Source organism: Kribbella sp. NPDC048928 (assembly GCF_043197975.1).
Classification (GTDB): domain Bacteria; phylum Actinomycetota; class Actinomycetes; order Propionibacteriales; family Kribbellaceae; genus Kribbella.
The window spans coordinates 612182-632216 of sequence record NZ_JBICUC010000001.1 but is presented as its reverse complement, the minus strand read 5'-3'; the positions used below and the strand labels follow the sequence as shown (position 1 = coordinate 632216).

The 20035-nt window shown below is 67.1% G+C and carries 20 protein-coding genes; 14 read left to right on the top strand and 6 right to left on the bottom strand.

Annotated features, from left to right (window positions below; genetic code table 11):
• Positions 1-170 precede the first annotated feature (170 nt).
• Positions 171-704: a PadR family transcriptional regulator gene (locus ACGFI6_RS02980; RefSeq protein WP_393114880.1), complete on the bottom strand. Its 534-nt coding sequence runs from the start codon at positions 702-704 to the stop codon at positions 171-173.
• Between the two features lie 68 nt (positions 705-772).
• On the opposite strand from ACGFI6_RS02980, the gene ACGFI6_RS02975 reads away from it, so the two are divergent.
• From ACGFI6_RS02975 to ACGFI6_RS02965, 3 genes are all read left to right on the top strand, one after another.
• Positions 773-1588 carry an alpha/beta fold hydrolase gene (locus tag ACGFI6_RS02975; RefSeq protein ID WP_393114879.1) on the top strand — a complete coding sequence of 272 codons (816 nt, stop codon included), beginning with the start codon at positions 773-775 and terminating at the stop codon, positions 1586-1588.
• A 28-nt stretch (positions 1589-1616) separates the two neighbouring features.
• Entirely contained in the window at positions 1617-2009 is a 393-nt protein-coding gene (locus ACGFI6_RS02970) for an NUDIX domain-containing protein (RefSeq protein ID WP_393114878.1), read from the top strand.
• A gap of 202 nt (positions 2010-2211) precedes the next feature.
• Positions 2212-3099, top strand: a complete 888-nt coding sequence (locus ACGFI6_RS02965; RefSeq protein ID WP_393114877.1) for an aldo/keto reductase — start codon at positions 2212-2214, stop codon at positions 3097-3099.
• Positions 3100-3190: 91 nt separating this feature from the next.
• Here the strand turns inward: ACGFI6_RS02965 and ACGFI6_RS02960 are convergent, their stop codons facing one another.
• On the bottom strand, positions 3191-5296 hold the full coding sequence (locus ACGFI6_RS02960) for a hypothetical protein (RefSeq protein WP_393114875.1): 2106 nt from the start codon (positions 5294-5296) through the stop codon (positions 3191-3193).
• A gap of 207 nt (positions 5297-5503) precedes the next feature.
• Between ACGFI6_RS02960 and ACGFI6_RS02955 the strand changes: the two genes are divergently transcribed.
• Genes ACGFI6_RS02955 through ACGFI6_RS02940 form a run of 4 tightly spaced genes read left to right on the top strand, consistent with a single transcriptional unit; the run spans position 5504 to position 8808 of the window.
• Complete coding sequence (locus ACGFI6_RS02955; protein WP_393114873.1) at positions 5504-6694, top strand: MFS transporter; 1191 nt, start codon at positions 5504-5506, stop codon at positions 6692-6694.
• 33 nt (positions 6695-6727) lie between these two features.
• On the top strand, positions 6728-7657 hold the full coding sequence (locus ACGFI6_RS02950) for an NAD-dependent epimerase/dehydratase family protein (RefSeq protein WP_393114872.1): 930 nt from the start codon (positions 6728-6730) through the stop codon (positions 7655-7657).
• Positions 7658-7691: 34 nt separating this feature from the next.
• The gene (locus ACGFI6_RS02945; protein ID WP_393114871.1) at positions 7692-8324 is read left to right on the top strand and encodes an NADPH-dependent F420 reductase; all 633 of its coding nucleotides are present in this window, start codon (positions 7692-7694) and stop codon (positions 8322-8324) included.
• The gene (locus tag ACGFI6_RS02940) at positions 8317-8808 is read left to right on the top strand and encodes an SRPBCC domain-containing protein (protein WP_393114869.1); all 492 of its coding nucleotides are present in this window, start codon (positions 8317-8319) and stop codon (positions 8806-8808) included. The genes ACGFI6_RS02945 and ACGFI6_RS02940 overlap by 8 nt, the downstream gene beginning before the upstream one ends.
• Positions 8809-8816: 8 nt before the next feature.
• Here the strand turns inward: ACGFI6_RS02940 and ACGFI6_RS02935 are convergent, their stop codons facing one another.
• The 4 genes from ACGFI6_RS02935 to ACGFI6_RS02920 form a co-directional block, all read right to left on the bottom strand.
• Positions 8817-9746: a LysR substrate-binding domain-containing protein gene (locus tag ACGFI6_RS02935; protein WP_393114867.1), complete on the bottom strand. Its 930-nt coding sequence runs from the start codon at positions 9744-9746 to the stop codon at positions 8817-8819.
• 386 nt (positions 9747-10132) lie between these two features.
• Positions 10133-11428, bottom strand: a complete 1296-nt coding sequence (locus ACGFI6_RS02930; RefSeq protein ID WP_393114866.1) for a hypothetical protein — start codon at positions 11426-11428, stop codon at positions 10133-10135.
• Complete coding sequence (locus ACGFI6_RS02925) at positions 11425-12222, bottom strand: sugar phosphate isomerase/epimerase family protein (protein WP_393114865.1); 798 nt, start codon at positions 12220-12222, stop codon at positions 11425-11427. Before ACGFI6_RS02925 ends, ACGFI6_RS02930 begins: the two co-directional genes overlap by 4 nt.
• Entirely contained in the window at positions 12219-13259 is a 1041-nt protein-coding gene (locus ACGFI6_RS02920; RefSeq protein WP_393114864.1) for a zinc-binding dehydrogenase, read from the bottom strand. The genes ACGFI6_RS02925 and ACGFI6_RS02920 overlap by 4 nt, the downstream gene beginning before the upstream one ends.
• Before the next feature lie 125 nt (positions 13260-13384).
• On the opposite strand from ACGFI6_RS02920, the gene ACGFI6_RS02915 reads away from it, so the two are divergent.
• From ACGFI6_RS02915 to ACGFI6_RS02885, 7 genes are all read left to right on the top strand, one after another.
• Positions 13385-14791 carry an ABC transporter substrate-binding protein gene (locus ACGFI6_RS02915; RefSeq protein WP_393114863.1) on the top strand — a complete coding sequence of 469 codons (1407 nt, stop codon included), beginning with the start codon at positions 13385-13387 and terminating at the stop codon, positions 14789-14791.
• Positions 14788-15741, top strand: coding sequence for a carbohydrate ABC transporter permease (locus tag ACGFI6_RS02910; RefSeq protein ID WP_393114862.1), 954 nt, complete (start codon positions 14788-14790; stop codon positions 15739-15741). Before ACGFI6_RS02915 ends, ACGFI6_RS02910 begins: the two co-directional genes overlap by 4 nt.
• Positions 15738-16604 (top strand): carbohydrate ABC transporter permease, encoded by an 867-nt coding sequence (locus ACGFI6_RS02905; protein ID WP_393114861.1) that lies wholly within the window; start codon positions 15738-15740, stop codon positions 16602-16604. The genes ACGFI6_RS02910 and ACGFI6_RS02905 overlap by 4 nt, the downstream gene beginning before the upstream one ends.
• Positions 16605-16644: 40 nt before the next feature.
• Positions 16645-17793, top strand: coding sequence for an ROK family protein (locus ACGFI6_RS02900; RefSeq protein WP_393114860.1), 1149 nt, complete (start codon positions 16645-16647; stop codon positions 17791-17793).
• Between the two features lie 10 nt (positions 17794-17803).
• A complete protein-coding gene (locus tag ACGFI6_RS02895) occupies positions 17804-17968 on the top strand; it encodes a hypothetical protein (RefSeq protein WP_393114859.1) in 165 nt (54 codons plus the stop codon).
• Between the two features lie 49 nt (positions 17969-18017).
• Positions 18018-18992, top strand: a complete 975-nt coding sequence (locus ACGFI6_RS02890) for a zinc-binding alcohol dehydrogenase (protein WP_393114858.1) — start codon at positions 18018-18020, stop codon at positions 18990-18992.
• 416 nt (positions 18993-19408) lie between these two features.
• Positions 19409-19798: a PPOX class F420-dependent oxidoreductase gene (locus tag ACGFI6_RS02885; RefSeq protein ID WP_393114857.1), complete on the top strand. Its 390-nt coding sequence runs from the start codon at positions 19409-19411 to the stop codon at positions 19796-19798.
• The last annotated feature ends 237 nt before the right edge of the window (positions 19799-20035 follow it).

The window sequence follows — 20035 nt, the reverse complement described above, 5'->3', positions numbered from 1 at the left end:
CACACCTGTAGTCGCAAGCCTCCGTGGCTCTGTGCCCCGCTAATCGCCACAACCCAGCCCCGCGTTACACCAGTAACCAGATCGTGACGCCTCGCCCTCGCCGATGTCGCGCAGAAGCCGGAAGGCTCACCGACAGAGCATGGCCAGGACCGCGGGGTTGGTGCGTGCGGTCAGCGGGAGGTGTTGGAGAGGTCTTCGATGGTGGTTCGGAGCCACTCCATGTCCGCTTTTTTGGTTGTTGCGGCGAGGGTCAGCATGGCCTTGCGGAACGGATCGGTCATCTCCGCCGCGCGCATCGGCCGGCCGTCGTCGTAGAAGTAGCTCGCGGGCTGCTCGTAGAACTCCAGCCGCCGGCGAAGTACGCGCACCTGATCCGCCGGATCCTTCAGGTATCCGAGGAAGGCGAGCAGCGTCAGGAACGAGTTCCGGTCGGTGAGCTCCACCTCGGCGGGCTCGGCCAGGCGGCGCATGAGCTCGTCCCGGCCCGCCTCCGTGAGCGAGAGGACCTGGCGCGGCGTCGCCCCGCTGCCCGGCTCCTGATGGCGGGTGAGTTGGCCCGCCTTCTCCAGCCTGTTGATCGCCGGATAGAGCGCGCCGTCGCTGACCGGGCGGATGTGTCCGGACAGCCCGGAGAGCTTTCGCCGGAGTTCGTACGCATGCATCGGCCGCTCGTACAGGAAGCCGAGGATGCTCAAGGTCAGCATCCTGCCATCTTATCGACCCGACTCGAAAAGTGTTGACTCGAATCGAGTGCCTCGATTAGAGTCAAAGCATGCAGACAAGACAGCTCTCAACTCGCGACAACGTCCGGCTCGCCTACGTGGACACCGGCGGCTCCGGCGATCCGATCCTCGCTCTCCACGGCACGTTCGGGCGCGGACGCGCCTGGATGACTCTCGCCGACCGCCTCGGTCCGGCCTGGCGCGTCATCGGCCTCGACCAGCGTGGTCATGGCCTGTCGGACGAGCCCGGGGAGTACGGGCGGGAGGCCTTCCTCGCCGACGCCGCAGACGCCATCGAGGCGCTCGGGATCGGTCCCGCGGTCGTCGTCGGTCACTCCCTCGGTGCTCTCAACGCCTATCAGCTCGCCGCCCGGCGACCCGATTTGGTACGGGCCTTCGTCGCCGTCGACGTACCGGTCGAGGTCGGCGACTTCACCAACCCCTGGCTCGACGAGTTTCCGGAACGGTTCCCGACCTTGCGAGCTCTCCAGCTCGCGATCGGTGAGAAGGTGCGGGGCTTCGGGTCGGTCGACCACTTCCAGGAGAGCGCGTTCGAGGACGAGCGCGGCTGGGGCTTCCACTGGCGGCCCGCAGCCATGCATGCGACCAAGCGGGGCGTGATCGGTACGTGGTGGGACGACTGGACCGGAAGCGATCAGCCCGCACTCCTCGTCCGGGGTGGCGACAGCCCTGTCGTCCCGCTGGATCACGCGATGGAGATGATCGAACGGCGGCCAGGCACTGAGCTGGTGACCGTCGATGGCGCCGGCCACGACCTCTACCTCACCCACCATCAGGAGTTCGGCGACGCCGTCAGCGCTTTCCTGTCGCGCATCCCCACGCCGCTGGACGCCGTCGCCAGTTGAGCCCCGGAACAACCAGCGGAGGTACGTGATGGATCAGCGAGAGGCGATTGTCGCGGTGGTGCGACGATCCGGACGGGTGCTCGTCATTCAGCGCGGCCCGACGGTCCGGCTACCGGGCTATTGGGCTCCGCTCAGCGGCAAGCTCGATCCTGGCGAAACGCAGGCAGAAGCCCTGGTCCGGGAGGTACGTGAGGAAGTCGGCCTCACGGTGACACCCATCGCCAAGGTCTGGGAATCACAGACCGACGACGCCGCATTCATCCTGCACTGGTGGACCGCCGAACCTGAAGAAGGCAACCTGGTCATCCATCCGGGAGAGGTCAGCGACGCCAGATGGGTCACCGCCCGCGAGTTCTCCCAACTCGAGCCGGTCTTCACCTCCGACCGCGTGTTCTTCGAACAGATCCTGCCCAACCTCTGACAGCCGGTTTGGTACCGACGTTCAGGGGGTGAGATAATTACCGAGGTAGACAAGGCTGGGACTTCCGGGATGAACCGGGTCCCAGCCTTTGCGTTTGTCAGGGCACCTTCAGATCGACGAGCGCAGCAGCTGCTCGATCATCGGGCGCTCGAAGTCGGCCTTCCCGAATCATCTCCGTACGGACCAGAGGAGCAGTCGAGGAATGAACATCACAGCAGCCGCCGCCGGGGACTGGACGCTCGGCGACGTCACCGTCCACCGGATGGGCTTCGGCGCCATGCGGATCACCCCGAATCCCGATCGCTCGGTCGCGATCAAGGTCCTGCGCCGGGCGGTCGAGCTCGGGGTGAATCACATCGACACGGCCGCGTTCTACCGGTCGCCGGGTGGGACGCTCGGCGTCGGCGAGGGCGAGGTCCGGTACGCCAACGAGTTGATCCGCGAGGCACTGGCGCCGTACCCGGATGACCTCGTCATCACCACCAAGGTCGGGCCGGGCGAGAATCCCGAGCGCGGTTTCCACCACGCGGCGACCGCGGCCGAGCTGCGCGCCCAGGTCGAGACGAACCTGCGGCAGCTCGCCGTCGACAACCTGGACGTGGTGAACCTGCGGATCATGAAGAAGCCGGGCGCCGACTCGATCGCGGAGCGGTTCGGCGCGCTCGCGGACCTGCGCGACGCCGGCCTGATCCGCCGGCTCGGGATCTCGAACGTACGCAGCGACCATCTCGACGAGGCGCTGGCCATCGCGCCGGTGACGTGCGTACAGAACAGCTACGCGATCGACCTGCGCGGCGAGGAGGACGAGCTGATCCGGCAGTGCGCGGAGCGGGGCATCGCGTACGTGCCGTTCTTCGCGATCGCCGGTGCGCAGCGCGAGACCGGCGCGGATGCCGACCACTCCGCGGCCGTGGAGAAGCTCGCAGCACAGCACGGCGCCTCACCACAACAGATCCGCCTCGCCTGGACCCTCCATCAAGGCCCGAACGTCCTGGCCATCCCCGGCACCGGCAACCCGTCCCACCTCGAGGAAAACCTCGCCGCCGGCGCCATCCAACTCACCCCAACCGACCTCGCCACCCTCGCCTGACAAGGCCCGTCCCGGTAGTTAGCTGCCCCGCACCTACACGCACCGTGCCCGCGAGTCGGGCTCAGGCTGACCTTTCAGCGAACGAGGGGCGTCACAGGGCTGGGGCGAGGCCCTCGGAGCGCACCACCCAGCGGTCGTCGGCGGGGAATCCGGGGGCGTGGTGGTCCGGCGCACCGTGCCAGCCAGCGGTCATGAAGGCGACGGCGTAGAGGAGGGCGCCGTTGCTCGGGAAGTAGGGGAACGGTCCGCCGCTGGCCAGGCCGGCGTCGTCGAACTGGAAGCCGGCCGACGGGTGCAGCAGGAAGTCGACCGCGTCGTCCGGGCGTCCGAGACGCGCGGCGGACATCGCCAGCATCGGGAAGTCCCAGCCCCAGGTGCGTGAGAACCTCCAGCCGGTGAAGACCCGGTCAGCGGTGCGGCCCATCGTGGGGATGCCGACGCCGTCACCCGGCAGCCAGCCGAATGCGCCGATCAGCGCCGGGTGCTCGTAGTTCTTCTCCGTCCACATGTTCTCGACACCCTCGTACAGAACGTAGGAATCGTCCTGGACCGGTAGTGCCGCGAGCCTGTCGTGGACGCGCTGCCATTCGGGGTTGCAGGGCAATCCCAGCCGTTCGCGCCACTGTTGCGCGATCCGGAGGCCGAACCTCCAGTACGAGAGCTCGAAGGTGGGGTTCTGGGTGGTCTTGGGATCGGTGTTCTCCGACACGAGATGCATCGGCGGGCCGAGTACGTACCGGCTCGTGCTGTCGTCCCAGAACGCCCAGGAGGCGAGAAAGTCGGCGGTGTCGGCAACGATGTCGTGCCACTTCCGCAGCGTGGCCTCGGTGGGATGCGCCTGGTAGTCCAGCTCGGCCAGAAAGATCGGGTGCGGTTGCTGCCACATCAGCAGGGCATGGATGACGTGCGGGGCCTCCCTGCCATCGGCCGTCGTGCACTTCGGCCACCGTGCACCCTGGAAGCCCTGCTGCTGCGCGCGTTCCCGCGCCGAGTCGTGGAAGCGGTCGAAGACGGTCAGGCTGCGTTCGAGGATCGGCCAGCGGTTCCACAGCGCCCAGTGCGCACCGTGCCACCAGTACATCTCCATGTGGAACTTGCCGTGCCAGCTGTTGTTGACGAGGCCGGACTCCTGCGGTGGCAGTGAGCCTGCTTCGTTGACGCGCAGCAAGTACTGCGAGAGTACGATCCGTCGCTCCAGCTCATGCCAGCGCGGGTCCTTGCTCTCGGACAGATCGACCGCGCCGCCGGACAGCCAGTACTGCCGCCAGCCGCGAGTGCTCGCCGCGAACGTCTCCGCAGTCGACACATCGGCCGAAGAAGACTGTGCCGCCGGAGCCGGGGCGTACGTGCAGACGAAGTGCAGCCGATCGGTCCCGCCGACTGCGCCGAGCCGGTAGCGATGCCGGCCGGCGGCACCGATCGACAGAGCTTCGTTGTCGCGGGCAACAAGCTCGCCGCCGTCCGCCTCCGCGCTCGCGAAGACGCCGCGACCCTCCCAGACAATCTCGACGTGGTACTCGGTGGAGTCCATCCGATGGGTGATGTCGGCACGGTTGGCGTACGTCGTCGCCGTCGTCTGATGGGCATCCGGCTCGCCGTACGTCCCGACCTGTTCCGCGAATTCCTGCTGATCGGCGTACGGGAAATCGAGGAAGACGGCCAGCCGGCCGACCGCGACTAGAGGTGAGTCGATCTCCACGGCGACGGCGTCCTGGTCGGGGTGACAGCAGGTGCGGACGTGTACCGGTTCGCCGGCCAACTCGAAGTGGCTGTCGATGATGCCGGTCCACAGATCGAGCTCCTGCCGGATGGCCGTCAGGTCGTCGGCGACGGCGATACGGCCGTCGGGGAGGGTGAGCTCCAGGCCGACGCGGCCGAGGTTGATGCGCGCCGGGTTGGCATAGAGCCAGCGGGACTGTTCAGGTTGGGCCGGGTTCGGGATGGGGTACTCGACCGCGCGGCCGTGGGTGTCCCAGACCTCGCCGTGGAAATCCGATGGCTGCTGTCCGGGCGGCAACGGGAAGCTGTGCCATCCCCACTCCGACATCGTGTTGAACGGCACGAACGTCTGCAGGCCCGTGACGTCGACCCCGAAGGCGAACCGGCCGTTGCCGACCTGGAGCGGGCTGTGGGTGTTGATTGCGTCGCGCAACACCCGGTGCCGGGTCACCACGGCTTTCCTGTCGATGGCAAGCATGTCGCCTTCTTAGCAGCGTGAGACGTCGGCCGTCGATGGATCTGCGGCGAGTGACCGGAACCGGCCGGATCGCGCACCTGGCCGACCCATCGAAGGGATGAATACCGCACCCAAACGTTTCGACGGTTAGTCCTGGTATTGCCGCCGAGTCGGCTCGCGTTGAGTCCGAACTGTAAGGGCCCATCACGATTTCACCGGAAGGCAATCATGTCGTCAGCGACGAACGAAGAGTCCCTCGTCAAGGAAAAGGTGCGCCTCCCGCTGGGCGGCCTGCTGGCCCTGTTCGCGGCAGGATTCCTGGGAATCATCAACGAGACGATCCCCGCCGGGCTGCTGCAGGGCATGTCCCAAAGCCTCGAACGCTCGGAATCCGCCGTGGGCCAGACCATCACGGTGTATGCCTTGGCGACAGCGCTCACCGCCATCCCGCTCAATGCGGCACTGAAGACGCGAGGGCGCCGCTCCGTACTGGTTGCGGCGCTGATCACCTTCGCTGTGGCCAACGCGGTCGTGGGACTCGCCAACAGCTTCGCGTTGATCCTCGTTGCGCGTGTGGTCGCCGGTGTCGGAGCGGGACTGATCTGGTCGAACATCGGCGGCTACGCGGCCCGGATCGCCGGAGAAGCCTTCCAGGGCAAGGCGATCGCCATCGCGATGGCGGGCATTCCTGTCGCGCTCGCGCTCGGGCTTCCGGCGGGCACTCTGCTCGGAGACGCGGCCGGGTGGGAGGTGACCTTCATTGCAACGGCAGTGGTCAGCATCGCTCTGATTGCCTGGGTGCTCTTGTCTCTGCCCAACCTTCCGGGCCGGCCGGCGGGCGGCCATGTACCCGTCGCGACAATTCTCCGTACCCGTGGCATCGCGTCGATTCTTTGGGTCGTCGCGGGATTCATGATTGCCCACAACATCTTGTACACGTACATCGGTCCGCTGACAGCGGCCGCGGGCGTCGGCGGCCAGATCCAATGGGTCCTGCTGGCGTTCGGCCTTGCCGCGCTGCTCAGCATCTGGGCAACCGGTACGTTCGTCGACCCGCACCACCGCCGGCTCATTGTCCTCAGCACGGTCGTCGTCGGCGCCGGGGCTCTCGTCCTCGGGTTCGCGCAGGTGAGCCCGGTGCTCCTCTATCTGGGTGTTGCCGTCTGGGGCCTCGGCTTCGGTGGCTCCGCCACACTCTTCGTCACGGCCGGCGTACGCGCAGCGGCGACGGATGCTGTGCAGTCGATCCTGGTGACTGTCTTCAATCTGAGTATCGCGGCCGGAGGGATCGTCGGCGGCGTCCTCCTCGCAGGCTTCGGTATCAACTCGGTGCCTTGGGCAACCCTGGCAATCATGATCCCCACGACGGTCGCGACCATCGCCGGCAGGCAGCACGCCTTTCCGCGCTGGGCGCGCTAGTCCCATCCAGAAACACTCACAAAGGAGAGCGATATGGCAGGCACATTTGTCACCGGCGGTTCGGGATTCATCGGTCGGGCGCTGGTGCGCCGGCTCGTAGCGGAGGGCCACTCGGTTCGGGCCCTGGTACGGAGCGACGCGTCCGCTGAGGTCGTGGCCGACCTCGGTGCCGAACCCGTACGAGGTACGTTGCCAGACGCAACTACCTGGCGCGACGCAGTGGTCGGTAGCGACGTCTTGTTCCATCTTGCAGCCGAAACCGACATCTCCGCGGATCGTGCGCGGCAGGAATTGGTGTCTGTCGGCGGCACTCTGGCGGCGGTGGACGCGGCGCGCTTCGGCAACGTACCCCGGTTCGTCCACTGCGGAACCGAAGCCGCGCTCCTCGCGGGCGATCCGCTGGTCGAAGCCGACGAGACCGCACCACTGCGACCGGATTCGGAGGGCGTGTATTCAGCGGTGAAGGCCGAGGCCGAGAAGATCGTGCTCGATGCGAATGCCACGGACCTCGCCACGGTGTCGATCCGCCCGAGGTTCGTCTGGGGCCCAGAGAGCATGCTCGTCGAGGGCCTCGTGGCGTCCGCCAAGGCTGGACAGTTCGCATGGATCGAGGGCGGCCGGTTCACGACCGATGTGACGTACGTGGACAACGTCGTCGAAGGACTGCTGCTCGGATGGCAGCGCGGCCGGCCCGGCGAGGCCTACTTCGTGACCGACCAGCACCGGGTCGTCCTGCGCGAGTTCCTGGAAGCCCAGTTCGAGATCTACGGCGTGGACGGGCCGATTCCTGAGCTCGATGCCAAGACGGCGGCCGAGGTGGTTCCAGTACCGGCCCGGTGGTTCCTGGGGCAGGAGTGCACCCTGCGTACGGACAAAGCAGTAGCCGAACTCGGCTACGCGCCGATCGTTTCGCAGGCCGCCGGGCTTGAGGCCGTCAGGGCCTCCGTGGCTGTTCAGCACTGAACGACAAGCACAACAACTGTAGGAGGCACCAATCATGGCAAGCATCAGCATCATCGGCCTCGGGAACATGGCGAAGGTTCTGGGTGACCGAGCGGTGGCCGGTGGAAACACTGTCGAGTTCGTCGGTCGCGACACGGACAAGGCATCGACCCTGGCGCGCACCGTTGGAGGCGGATCCACGGCTGTTTCGATGGACGCCGCCCCGAGCGGGGACATAGTCATCCTCGCGGTTCCGTGGCAGAACGCCGTCCCGGTGGTGCAGCAGTACGGCACAGCGTTGGACGGCAAGATCATCATCGACATCTCCAACACCTTCGACCTCAGCGACTACGGCGGCCGGCATGTCGCGGCCGAGACGTCCGTAGCGCAGGAGATCGCCGAGGTGACAGGGGACTCCACCGAGGTTTTCAAGGCGTTCAACACGATCTTCGGTGCCGTGTTGTCCCGCAACGAACAGCTGGATGCGCTCTTCGCAGGCAATGAAGGTCCGGCAAAGGACGTGGTGACTTCGTTCATCGAAAGCCTTGGACTGCGAGCGGTGTACGCCGGTCCGCTGGTGATGGCGCGCGTACTGGAGGAAACCGGCCTGCTGGTCATGGGCCTGGGCCGCTGGGGCGAAAAGAACTACGACTTCTCGCTGGCAGTCAGAAGGGGAACCGATGTATGACAAGGTGAAGTGGCCGGAGCAGTACCACCCGAAGACATCGGCGATCTACGCGCTCAATGACATCGACGTGTCAGCCCCGCCCGAGAAGGTCTGGGAGCTTCTCGTCGACGCCGAGAACTGGTCTGACTACTTTCCCCCCGAGGACCAGGTCAGGATCTTGAGCGGTGAGCGGGAACTGGCGCTCGGAAGCAGGTACAGCCGGGTCACGGTGGGGTTTCCGATGAGCCTGCAGGTGACGGAGTTCGAGCCGTTCAGAAGGCTTTCGTGGGAGACCTTGGTCGACGGCGACGAGACCGGTTCGCGCGCCTACCACGGCTGGGTGATCACGCCGACCGACGACGGCTGTCACGTACTGACCGAGGAAACCCAGCAGGGCGCCTTCTTTCTCGAGGAGCTCGGGCGCAAGCGTCCCGGTGCGCTGTATCGCTACCACCAGGAGTGGGTCGAACGCCTGGCCCGCGCCGCGGAGGCGGCCAGTGCCTGACCCCGCGCCTACTTGGGAGAATCCGGTGCGTCGTCGGCGGTGAGTTGAGCCTTCACGTCGCGAGGCACCCGGACGCCGCGGGTGCCCAGGCCGGCGACGAACCGGGCGGCGAGCGGGTCCAGGTCTCCGGGCGAGACCGCGACAAGCTGCCTGATCCAGCGTGGTGAGAACGAGCGAACCGCTCCAGGCAGCCCGGCGCTCACCGCGCTGATCGGGGTGACGGCGACGCCCAAGCCGGCGGCGGCAAGCTGGGGTGCTGCCGCCGTGACCGACGTCCGCATCACGGTCTCGGGGCGAACGCCGGCGCTGGTCAGCGATCGATCGAGCCAGCCGCTCAGACCGTTATCCGCAGCGAAGTGAACGAGCTGAACGCCGTCGAGGTCGCCCAAGGTCACTGACGGCTGCTGGGCCAGGCGATGGTTGCTAGGCGCCGTCAGTACGATCTCTTCCTCGGCGACGGGAGTTGTCGTGTAGTGCTCGGACACGGGCCCCGGCACCAGCAGGATGTCGACCTCGTCGGAGTCGACGAGTCCGAGGAGCTCGCCCGGTACCACCGACTCTCGCAGGCTGATCGCCACCTGCGGGTGCCGACGGTGCCAGTCGCGGATGACAGGGGCGAGCATCGGCACGGTCAAGCTCTGCGCACAAGCCAGGCGCAGCGATCCACCGGAAGCATCACCGGCAGCGCGCGCCAGGCGCACAGCCGACGCGGCCGCCTCGATCGCCCGCCTCGCATCGGCAACCGCCGCTCGACCAGCCGGCGTGAGCTTGACGCCCCGAGGCTCCCGACGAATCAGCGCGGTCCGGGTCTCCCGTTCCAGAGCAGCAAGCTGATGCGACACAGCAGGTTGCGACGAATGCAGCATCCGCGCCGCCTGGGTAATGGACCCCGAGTCCGCGACCGCCACCAAACACTCCAACGCCCGCAACGAAGCCATCCACAAACCCTATCGCAATCCCCGAAACCATAAACCCCACGAAGGCCGTCGACACCGACCCGCAGCGAAGCCATGTGAGGCGACGCACAGTCACGACCAACTGAAGAAGCACCAGCCATCGTCGGGAAGATGCAAGCTCGCGAATAACGCGCCTGACATTCGCGAAGGTCACGCACGGTAAATTGGCGATCTCAGGCGGGATCGTAGAGTGACTGGCTCTGACGCCGCGGACCACGACCTGACGCACAACCCTCCCTGGCGAGACAGACCGCATCACGGTCCCGGAGTTGCCGCGAACAACTGGGCACGAGGGTGCCCGCGGTCGTGCACAGGCGGCCAAGGACAACACTGCCAGGACTTCAACCTGGGCCGCTCGGCTCGTCGAGCTAGAGGAGCGGTTGGTCGGTCCCGGAGGCGAGGTCGAGGCAGAGTGCCGCTGTCCAGCTGAAGTTGCGGGTGCCGTGGGCGGTTGCGGTCCAGGGGTTCACGTACTCGGGGAAATTGTTGCCGCGGGCAAGTTCTGCCGCTGTCGTCGCGAGCCGGCCGGCGACCTCGGTGTATCCGAGGTTGGAGAGCGCGATGATCATCATCCAGTTCATGTTGAACCAGGCGGGACCGCGCCAGTAGAGCTGCGGATCGATGTCGTCGGCGGTCGCGTCGTAGCTGGGCACGAGCGCTGCGCCGCTGCCGAGGAAGCGCGGCCCGAGCAGCGTGTGGAGCAACTCAGGCGTGTGCGGCGCGTCCGGGAGCAGCAGCGGGAGCAGACCGTTCACCGTTGCGGGTGTGGCGAGACTGCCGTCGCGGACGTTGCGCGCCGTGTAGCAGCCGATGGCCGGTTCGTACAGTGTGTCGAGCGCGTCGACGATCCGCCGGGCGCGTTCGGCGTGCGGGGTACCGTCGAGGCCGAGTTCGCCCGCGATCCGCTCCAGTGCGAGTTCGGACACGGCGAGCAGGGCATTGAAGCCGGGATCCTCCATCAGGAACGGGTACTCGGGGTCGGCGTCGTCGCAGCTGTGGTCGCGGTAACGTTCCGCGAGCCAGAAGTACCGGCCGTAGTCCCGTTCGGTGGGACGTTCCGTGGCGTCGGCGTGCAGCAGGTCCGGGCGCTCTATCGGAGTCCGCGCCTCGGTCGGCACGGTCCGCAGTACGTCGTCCCACAGCGGAGAGTTGTCGGTTCCGGATTCCCACGGATGCACGACGCACGCCAGCCCGTTGCGGCCGCGGTCTCGACGGGTCAGGAGATACTCGTGCCAGGCGATCAGCCGTGGGTACGCCCGCTGCAGGAACCATCGCCTGCTCGATTCGGCCGGATCGGCGACGTGGATCTTCCACACCGCCCAGGCGTGGTTCGGCGGCTGCACCAGTCCGGCGGTCAGTACGTCGTCCGGCGACGCGTCGAGGAGTTCCGACCGCCAGAAGGCCGCGCCGGGGGAGTACTCCTGGTCGCGGTGCGGGTCGAAGATGATCTGCGGGATGCGTCCGTCGGCCCACTGGCCGGCCAGCAGGGAGTCGAGTTCCTGGCCGGCTCGGCGCGGGGACACATGCCGCAGGCCCATCGCGATGAAGCCGGAGTCCCAGCTCCACTGGTGCGGGTACAGACCGGTCGCCGGGAGGGTGTGGGACCCGTTCCAGTTCGCTTCCAGGACGCGGATCGCGCGCGCGACCGTGGTCGAGGCGGTCACAGATACCTCCGCAAGAGTGCGGGGACGCGCGGCAGGACCGCCGCGGCCTCGCCGGACAGCCGCGATTCCACCGCGATGGTGCCGTCGTACCCGATCGAACGCAGTGTTGCGCCGAACAGCGCCCAGTCCACGTGTCCGGCACCGGGCTCCAGCCGGTTCGAGTCGCTGGCCTGGACGTGCCCGAGGCAGTCGGCGACCGACTGCAGAGCGGCGGCCGGATCCACCTCCTCGATGTTCATGTGGTACGTGTCGGCGACGACGCGTACCGAGTCGAGACCGACCTCCTTGATCAGCAAGGCAGCGTCCTGGAGCCGGTTGACCATGTGGTCCTCGTACCGGTTGAGCGGTTCCAGGTAGAGCTCGACGCCGACCGAGCGGGCGTGCTCGCCGAGTGTCCCCAGCGCTTCTACGAGAACGGCGTGGTCAGCCTCCGCGGACCGCGGCGGTTCGAACGGTGGGAGCCGCCGGGAGAACATCCCGTACGACGCCGGTGTCATCGCGCCGCGGCCCTCGATCTCAGCCATCACGGTCAACTGCGAGCGCAGCTGGGCGATCGCGTCGCGGCGCAGGTCGTCGTCGAACGCGCCGATGAAGTGGCTCATTTCCACGCAGACGGTGGGCATCAGCACGCCGTTCGCGTGCGCCCGCCGCAGCTCCGGCAACCGGGACTCGAACACGAAGTTGCCTTGGGCCCGTAGTTCGATGCCGTCGAACCCCCACGCGGTCGCGGTCTCGAACTTCTCCTCGAGGCTGGCGCCGGGAAGGTGCTGCTCCTGCAGCGTGATCGGCGTCATGAGAAGTCCAGAACGACTTGCAGGGCTGCGGCCGGATCGACGTCGAGCATCTCGTACGCCGCCGGTGCGTCCTCGAGTCGGTACCGGTGGGTGACCAGCGAAGTGGTATCGATCGCGCCCTTCGCCAACGTGTCGACCACGGTCCGCTGCAAGCGCGGTACGTCCCAGCGGGCGCGCAGCCGGTTCGGGACCGAGCCGATCTGCGAGGCGAGGATCTGCACGCGGTTGTGGTGGAACTCGTCACCGAGTCGCAGCGACGCCGCGTCGCCCTGGTAGAAGCCGGCCGCGACGACGGTTCCGTCCGCGCCCACTGTACGCACCGCGTCCCGGAGCGCCGCGTAGTTGCCGCTGAGCTCGATCGCGGTGTCGGTGCCTTGCCCGCCGGTCAGCTCACGGATCCGCAGGGCCACGTCCGCCCCGGGCTCGAGAGCATGCGCCGCGCCCCATGCGAGTGCGCGGTTCCGGCGACCCTCGATCGCGTCGATCGCGATGACAGTCGCGCCGTTCAGGACCGCAAAGCGAGTCGCCAGTAGGCCGATCACGCCTTGGCCGAAGATCGCCACGGTGGAGCCGACGCCGAGATCGGCCGCGAGTACGCCGTTCAGCGCGACCGCGCCGACCCGGACGAAGGCGGCGGCGAGCGGGTCGAGGCCGGTCGGCAGCTGGTGTCCCGCGACCGCCTCGACCGGTAGGACGGCCTCGCCGCGGTGGCCCCAGATACCCCAGACGGTGTCGCCCACGGAGACCGCGGCGCCTACGTCCGGAGCGGTCTCGATGATCTCGCCGACCTCGGAGTAGCCCCAACCGTCCAGCGGATAGCCGGGCGACTCCGGGGCGCCGTCGCGGAACAGCCGGATGTCCGGGTCCCATTGACGGGTCAGGTACGGGTTCGTTCCGCGGTACGCGGTGAGTTCAGTGCCGGCGGAGATGCCGGAGTACAGCGTGCGCACGCGCACTTGCCCCGGGAGCAGGGCGGGCGCCGGTACGTCGATCACCTCGACGACGCGTGGCGCGGAGAACCTGAGGAGTGTTGGCACGGTGTGACTTCCTTGCGCTGACGGTGACGGCGACATTAGCACTATCGGTTTACAACTTCTGTATAGACGCTATGCAGATGTTGCAGTACTGTCCAGTCGTGCCCCTTCGGAGAGGAGTTGGGATCATGGGTTCGCGCACAGCGGCGGCCGCGCTCCTGGTGACAGCGATGGCTACGGCGACGCTGGCCGGATGCTCCGGCAGCGACGATGGCGGCGACGCCGGCGCCCCGCAGACGATCACCGTGTGGTCGCTGGAGAACCAGCCGGACCGCATCAACACGACCAAGGCCATCGCCGCCGCGTTCACGAAGGAGACCGGCGTCAAGGTCGACCTGGTCGCGATCGACGAGGCGCAGTTCCCGCAGCTCGTCGCCTCGTCGGCCCTGTCCGGGAAGCTGCCCGACGTGATGGGCGCGATCTCGTTGTCGAGCACCCGCCAGCTGAACGACCAGAAGATCGCGAACAAGGACGCGGCCAAGGCGATCGTCGACAAGCTCGGGGAGAAGACGTTCGCCTCGTCGGCCCTCGACCTGACCAGGGACAACGGCGATCAGCTCGCGGTGCCGGACTCGGCGTACGCGCAGATCCTCGTCTACCGCAAGGACCTGTTCCAGCAGGCCGGGCTCGAGCCGCCGACGACGTACGACACCCTCCGGACGGCCGCGCAGAAACTGACCACCGGCGGCCGTTACGGCATCACACTGGCCACCGATCCGGCCGACGTGTTCACGTCGCAGACCTTCGAGAGCCTTGCCCTCGGCAACAACTGTCAGCTGGTCGGCGAAAACCGCGAGATCAAGCTGAACTCCTCCGAGTGTGGACAGACCTGGGGTCTGTACGGCGACCTGGCGCAGAAGTACTCGCCCAAGGGCACGCAGACCGTCGACACCACCCGCGCGAGCTACTTCGCCGGTCAGGCCGCGATGGTGGACTGGTCGACGTACATCCTGGACGAGCTGGCGGGCCTCCGGAAGGACGCGCTGCCGACCTGCCCGCAGTGCAAGGCCGACCCGGCCTGGCTGGCCAAGAACTCCGGCATCGTGACCGACATCCGCGGCCCGTCCGGGGGAGCAGGCGGCGGTACGTACGGCGAGATCACGTCGTGGGTCGTCTCCGCCAAGACCGGGAAGAAGGTCGATGCCGCGGAGAAGTTCGTCGAGTACATGATGTCCACCGGCTACCTGCAGTGGCTCGGGATGGCGCCTGAGGGCAAGGTGCCGGTGCGGACCGGGGACGCGAACGACCCGAACAAGTTCAGCACCGGCTGGAAGGCGCTCAAGGCCGGCGTCGACACCAAGAAGCCGCTCAGCGACATCTACGACGCCGCGACGATCACCGCACTGGAGAACGCGCCGAAGAGCATCAACCGATGGGCGATTCCACAGGGCCAGGGCGCGCTGCTCGGGCCGGTGAACACACAGTTGGTGGTCCCGAAGGTGATCGGTGAGCTCGGCAACGGCGCCATCGATGCCCAGAAGGCGGCGACTCAGGCGACCGACCAGGTCTCCCAGCTGCAGGCAAAGCTGAAATGACCGTCACGAACCTCGAACGGCCACCGGCGGCGACTCCGGCGCGTCGCCGGCGCCGTTCGGCGACCGCTCGCCGTGACAACCGGGCCGGACTGGCTCTGGTTCTGCCCGTGACGATCATCATCGTTGCCGTGATCGTGGTCCCGGTGATCTGGAATGTCATCCTCGCGTTCCAGCTCACCGACTTCACCACGATCGCGACCAAGGGCCTGGCGAATCCGCTCACGCTGGACAATTTCACCGCCGTGCTCGAGGACAGCGAGTTCTGGAGCTCGCTCGGGACGACGGTCGTGTACTCGGTCTTCTCGACGGCGGGCTCGATCCTCGTCGGGCTGATCGCGGCGCTCTCGTTCCGCACGCCGTTCCGCGGCCGGGGACTGTTCCGGTCGTTCATGCTGCTGCCGTATGTCGCCCCGGTCGTCGCGGTCGCGTTCGTCTGGCAGATCATGCTCAATCCGCAGTTCGGGATCGTGAACGCGTTCGGTACCCACGTCCTCGGCTGGTCGGATCCGGTGAACTTCCTCGGCCGCTCGCCGTACGCGCTGATGACCGTGATCGCCTTCGAGATCTGGCGGTACTTCCCGTTCGCGTTCCTGTTCATCACGGCCCGCCTGGTCGGGCTGCCGAAGGACGTCGAGGAAGCAGCGGTCGTCGACGGCGCGACTCCGTGGCAGAAGTTCCGGTTCGTCGTACTTCCGCAGCTGCTGCCGGTGATCGCACTGCTGTCGGTGCTGCGCCTGATCATGACGTTCAACAAGTTCGACGACGTCTTCTTGCTGACCGGTGGCGGAGCCGGCACCGAGGTTGCCGCCGTACGGGTGTACGACACGTTGCTCGGCAGCTTCGACATCGGCGGCGCGGCGGCGAACGCGCTCGTACTGTCGGCGATCCTCGCCGTCAGCCTGTTCGTGTACGTCAGGTTCTTCTCCGGCCGGGGAACGGAGGAGTCGTGAGCCGCATCGCCGTACAGACGCTGGTCTTCGGTATCCTCCGCTGGGTCGTCATCGTGCTGCTGGTCCTGGTGACGATCTTCCCGTTCTACTACATGGTCGAGCTGAGTTTCGTCCCGATCGAGCAGCTGCTGCTGCATCCGGATCGGCTCTGGATTCCACTGCAGGACCTGACGTTGACGACGTACCGGAACGTCTTGAAGTCGGTCGACCAGGGTGGTCAGGGGTTCGCGCACTTCATGGGCAACTCCGCGATCGTGGCGAGTGCGACGGGGATCGTGACGTTGCTGGTCGCGGTTCCTGGTTCCTACGCACTGTCGCGGCTGAAGTTCTTCGGCCGTCGTCAGATCAGTGCGCTGTTCCTGGCCGTCTACCTCTTCCCGAGCATCATCATCGCGATCCCGCTGTTCGTCGGGTTCTCCGCGCTCGGCATCCGCGAGTCGCTGCTCGGGCTCGTGATCGTCTACATCGCTCAGACGGTTCCGGTCTCGATCGTCATGCTGCGGACGTACGTGACCACGATCCCGATCAGTATCGAGGAAGCCGCCATGGTGGACGGCGCGTCGCGGTACCGGATCCTGCGCAGCATCATCACGCCGCTGGCGCTCCCGACGATCCTGTCGACCGGACTGTACGTGTTCATGATCGCCTGGAACGAGTTCCTCTTCGCCTTGCTCTTCCTCACCGCCAAACGTGACCTGTGGACCGTGTCGCTCGGTCTGTCCCAGCTGTCGAACGGCATCGAGGTGCCCAAGACCGTACTGATGGCAGGCTCGGTGCTGCTCACCGTCCCGATCGTCCTGCTGTACGGCGTTGCCGAGCGGTCGCTCACCGAAGGGCTGACCAGCGGCGCCGACAAGGGATGATGGCGTGGGTCAGGTCGAGAGTCAGGGGGAGAGGCGGCTGATGAGTTCGGGACCGGGCGATGTCTTGCAGTTGATTCGTGGCGGCGACGCGGCGACGCGGCGCGAGATCCAGGAAGTGACAGGCCTGAGCCGGGTGACCGTGGCACAACGCGTCGACGCGCTCCTCGAGAGCGGGCTGATCCGGGAGACCGACGGCGGTCACGCGACCGGCGGACGCCGGCCGTTGCGTCTCGAGTTCAACGTGGAGAACTCCGTACTCGCGGTCGCGGCCGTCGACACAACGCACAGCCGGACCGCGCTCACCCGGCTGGATGGTGCGATCCTGGCCGACGAGAGACTGGACGTCGCCGTCCTGGACGGACCGAAGGCCCTGCTGACAACGCTCGTGGAGTCGTTCCTGCGGTTGCTCGACGGCGCCGGCATCGACCGGCAGACCCTCGGCGGCATCGGGGTCTCGATTCCCGGTCCGGTCGACCCGCAGACCGGGCGGCCGAGTCAGCCGCCGATCATGCCTGGCTGGGACGCGTACCCGATCATCGAGCACCTGCAGGAATCGTTCGGGTTACCGGTCTTCGTCGAGAACGACGCCGACGCGATGGCGGTCGGCGAGCAGTCCGTGAACTACTCCGGCAGCCCGTCCCTGTGCCTGGTCAAGGTGTCGACCGGGATCGGTACCGGCATGGTGATCAACGGCGTCATCTATCACGGCATCGACGGCGGCGCCGGCGACATCGGGCACATCCGGCTCGCGGGGGAGACCGGACGGTGTCAGTGCGGATCGTCGGGGTGCCTCGCAACGGTCGCCAGCGGTCGAGCGGTCGCGCACGCCCTCGGTGTCAGGTCGGGCAGTGACGTGAAGCGATTGATTGCTGAGGGCAACGTCGATGCGCTGCGTCTGACGCACGAGGCAGGCAGCCGCCTGGGTGAGGTGATGGCGACCGTGGTCTCGATGGTCAATCCCGGCGTGCTCGTGGTCGGCGGCGATCTGGGGTCGAGCTCGCTGATCGGCGGTATCCGGGAGTCGCTGTACCCGCGCTCACTGGCCCGGGCCACCCGCAACCTCGACGTACGGCTGAGCACCCTCGGCGACGATGCCGGCCTGATCGGCCTGGCCCGGATCGCGGTCGACAACCTGTTCTCGGCGGCCGCCGTGAACAGGGCGATTGCCGCCACCTCCCGTCATACCTGAAGGAGACTCCGTGCTTGTTGCCGACTACCGGCCCGATGCAGTGCCCCGTCCGGCAATCGACGCGCTCCGTACGGCGGACGGGATCCGGTCCGTGGCGGCGTTCGAGGCGCCGGGTGAGATCGACGATCTCGCCGTACCTTCCATCGACTACCTGCGGCGCTGTGCCGCGATCTGAGGAGGATCTTGTGCAAGGTCATCGTCTCGTTTCGGCGCGCATCGGGGAGATGGAACTCGAACGGTTCGACCTGCCGGACGAGCTTCCGCCCGGCAGCATCCTGGCCAAGGCAGGCGTGACGATGGTGAGCGCCGGCACCGAGGTCGCCAACTACCTGGGCCGGACCACCGAGCGTCCGCCGGAGCGGGACGAGCCGTACTACCCGGGGTACTCGTTCGCCGGTGAGGTGCTTGCCGTGGGCAAGGGCATGGAGCGGTTCGGGCCGGGCGACCGGATCACCGGTCCGTTGCCGCACGCATCGATCGTGCTCGAGGCACGTCCGGAACGGCTCGCCCGGATCACTCGTATCCCTGATGGCGTCAGTGATCGGACGGCGGCCTTCAGCCAGTTGAGCTGTATCGCGCTGAACGGCGTACGGAAGGCGAGTCTCCAGTTGGGAGACCGTGTCGCTGTGGTCGGTGCCGGCCTGGTGGGACTGCTCGCCGCGCGGTTGGCGCGGCTGTCCGGTGGGCATCCGGTCGTCTCGTACGACCTGGTGGCGGAGCGTCGCGCGAAGGCGCTCGAGTTCGGGATGGCCGCCGCGATCGATCCAGCCTCCGGTACGGCGGACCGTGAGACTGCTGCGATCGCGCCCGGCGGGTTCGACGTCGTCATCGAGGCGACCGGCGCTGCGTCGGCGTTCGTGCCCGCGCTGCAGCTGGCAGCGCAGGGCGCGCGGGTGATCTTGCTCGGCAGTACGCGCGGTATCGTCGAGGGGTTCAGCCCGTACGCGGAGGCGCATCGCAAGGGTTTGAGCATCATCGGTGCCCACGTGTGGACGGCACCGACGCATGCGACGGTCCACGACAAATGGACCGAGCCGGCCAACCGCGCCGTACTGCTGTCGTTGATGGCGGAGGGATCGTTCGACGTGACGAGCCTCGTGACACACGAAGTCGCCCCCAGCGAGGCAGGCGCCGTTTTCGCCGGCCTGGCCGCCGAGCCGGAGAACTACGTTGGCGTCGAGATCGACTGGACCCGCTAACCGCGCCCGCTCCCCTGCGTGACGAGGGCGGCCAGCGCTCGACCAGTCATCCAATGTCGCCGACCTACTCCGGCGGCCGGTGCGTTTCGTTCGGGAACTCGTCGACTCTGGCACTTGAGTTCCTGGACCGGCGCCCGCCGACCCATCTTCCGAGCGGAGGTCGAGCGATGTGCGGGCACGCGGTCCGTGCACGACTGGCCGATGGGGGAGGGGGGAGGGGCGATTTTCGACTGGGGCAGTCGCGGAACGGCTCGATCTGAGTCGCGCCAGTGTCTATGGTCTAGCGAGTTTGGTGAGGAGGCTGCGTTCGGCCGCTGTCGTGGTGTTCCCGTAGGGCGAGATACCAGCTCAGTGCAGAAAGAGTCCGCGGTGAAGGACTTGGCTTGACCCTAGGGGCAAGGTTGGAGACTGAGCGCATGACCTTCACGCAGGCTGAACTCGACTATTTAGCAGACCAGCGCCTCGGCCGGTTGGCCACCGTCTCCGCCAGCGGCCGAGTGCAGAACAACCCGGTCGGCTTCTTAGTCGACGCCACCTCGGGCACGATCACGATCGGCGGGCACGCGCTCGGGGCTTCCCAGAAGTTCAGGAACATCCAGCGAGGGAGCACGGTCTCACTGGTCGTGGACGACTTGGCGTCGGTGGACCCTTGGATGCCGCGCGGCGTCGAGATCCGCGGCTCAGCGGTGGCGCTGACAGACCACGAGCCGCCGGTGCCGTACTTCTCCCGGGAGATCATCACGATCACGCCTGAAACGATCATCTCCTGGGGCCTGGACGGGGCTCGGTCGAGTCGCAAGGTGTGAGGACCCCGAACTGCGGGACGCCGGCACGGCACCGGCCGGCCACAGTGGTCGCTGCTGGTCAGGAACAAATGGGTCGAGACGCAAAGGGTGACTTGAGCCGGTACTTGCCTGGCCGACGAGTGGCTGAAGAAGGCATCGCCCAAAGCGACCCTTACCGAGTTTCTCAGGTCGGAGTGGGGTGCCGTCGCACGATATTCCAGGCGCAGCGGAGCAGACCCAAGGTGGTAGGGAATTCCC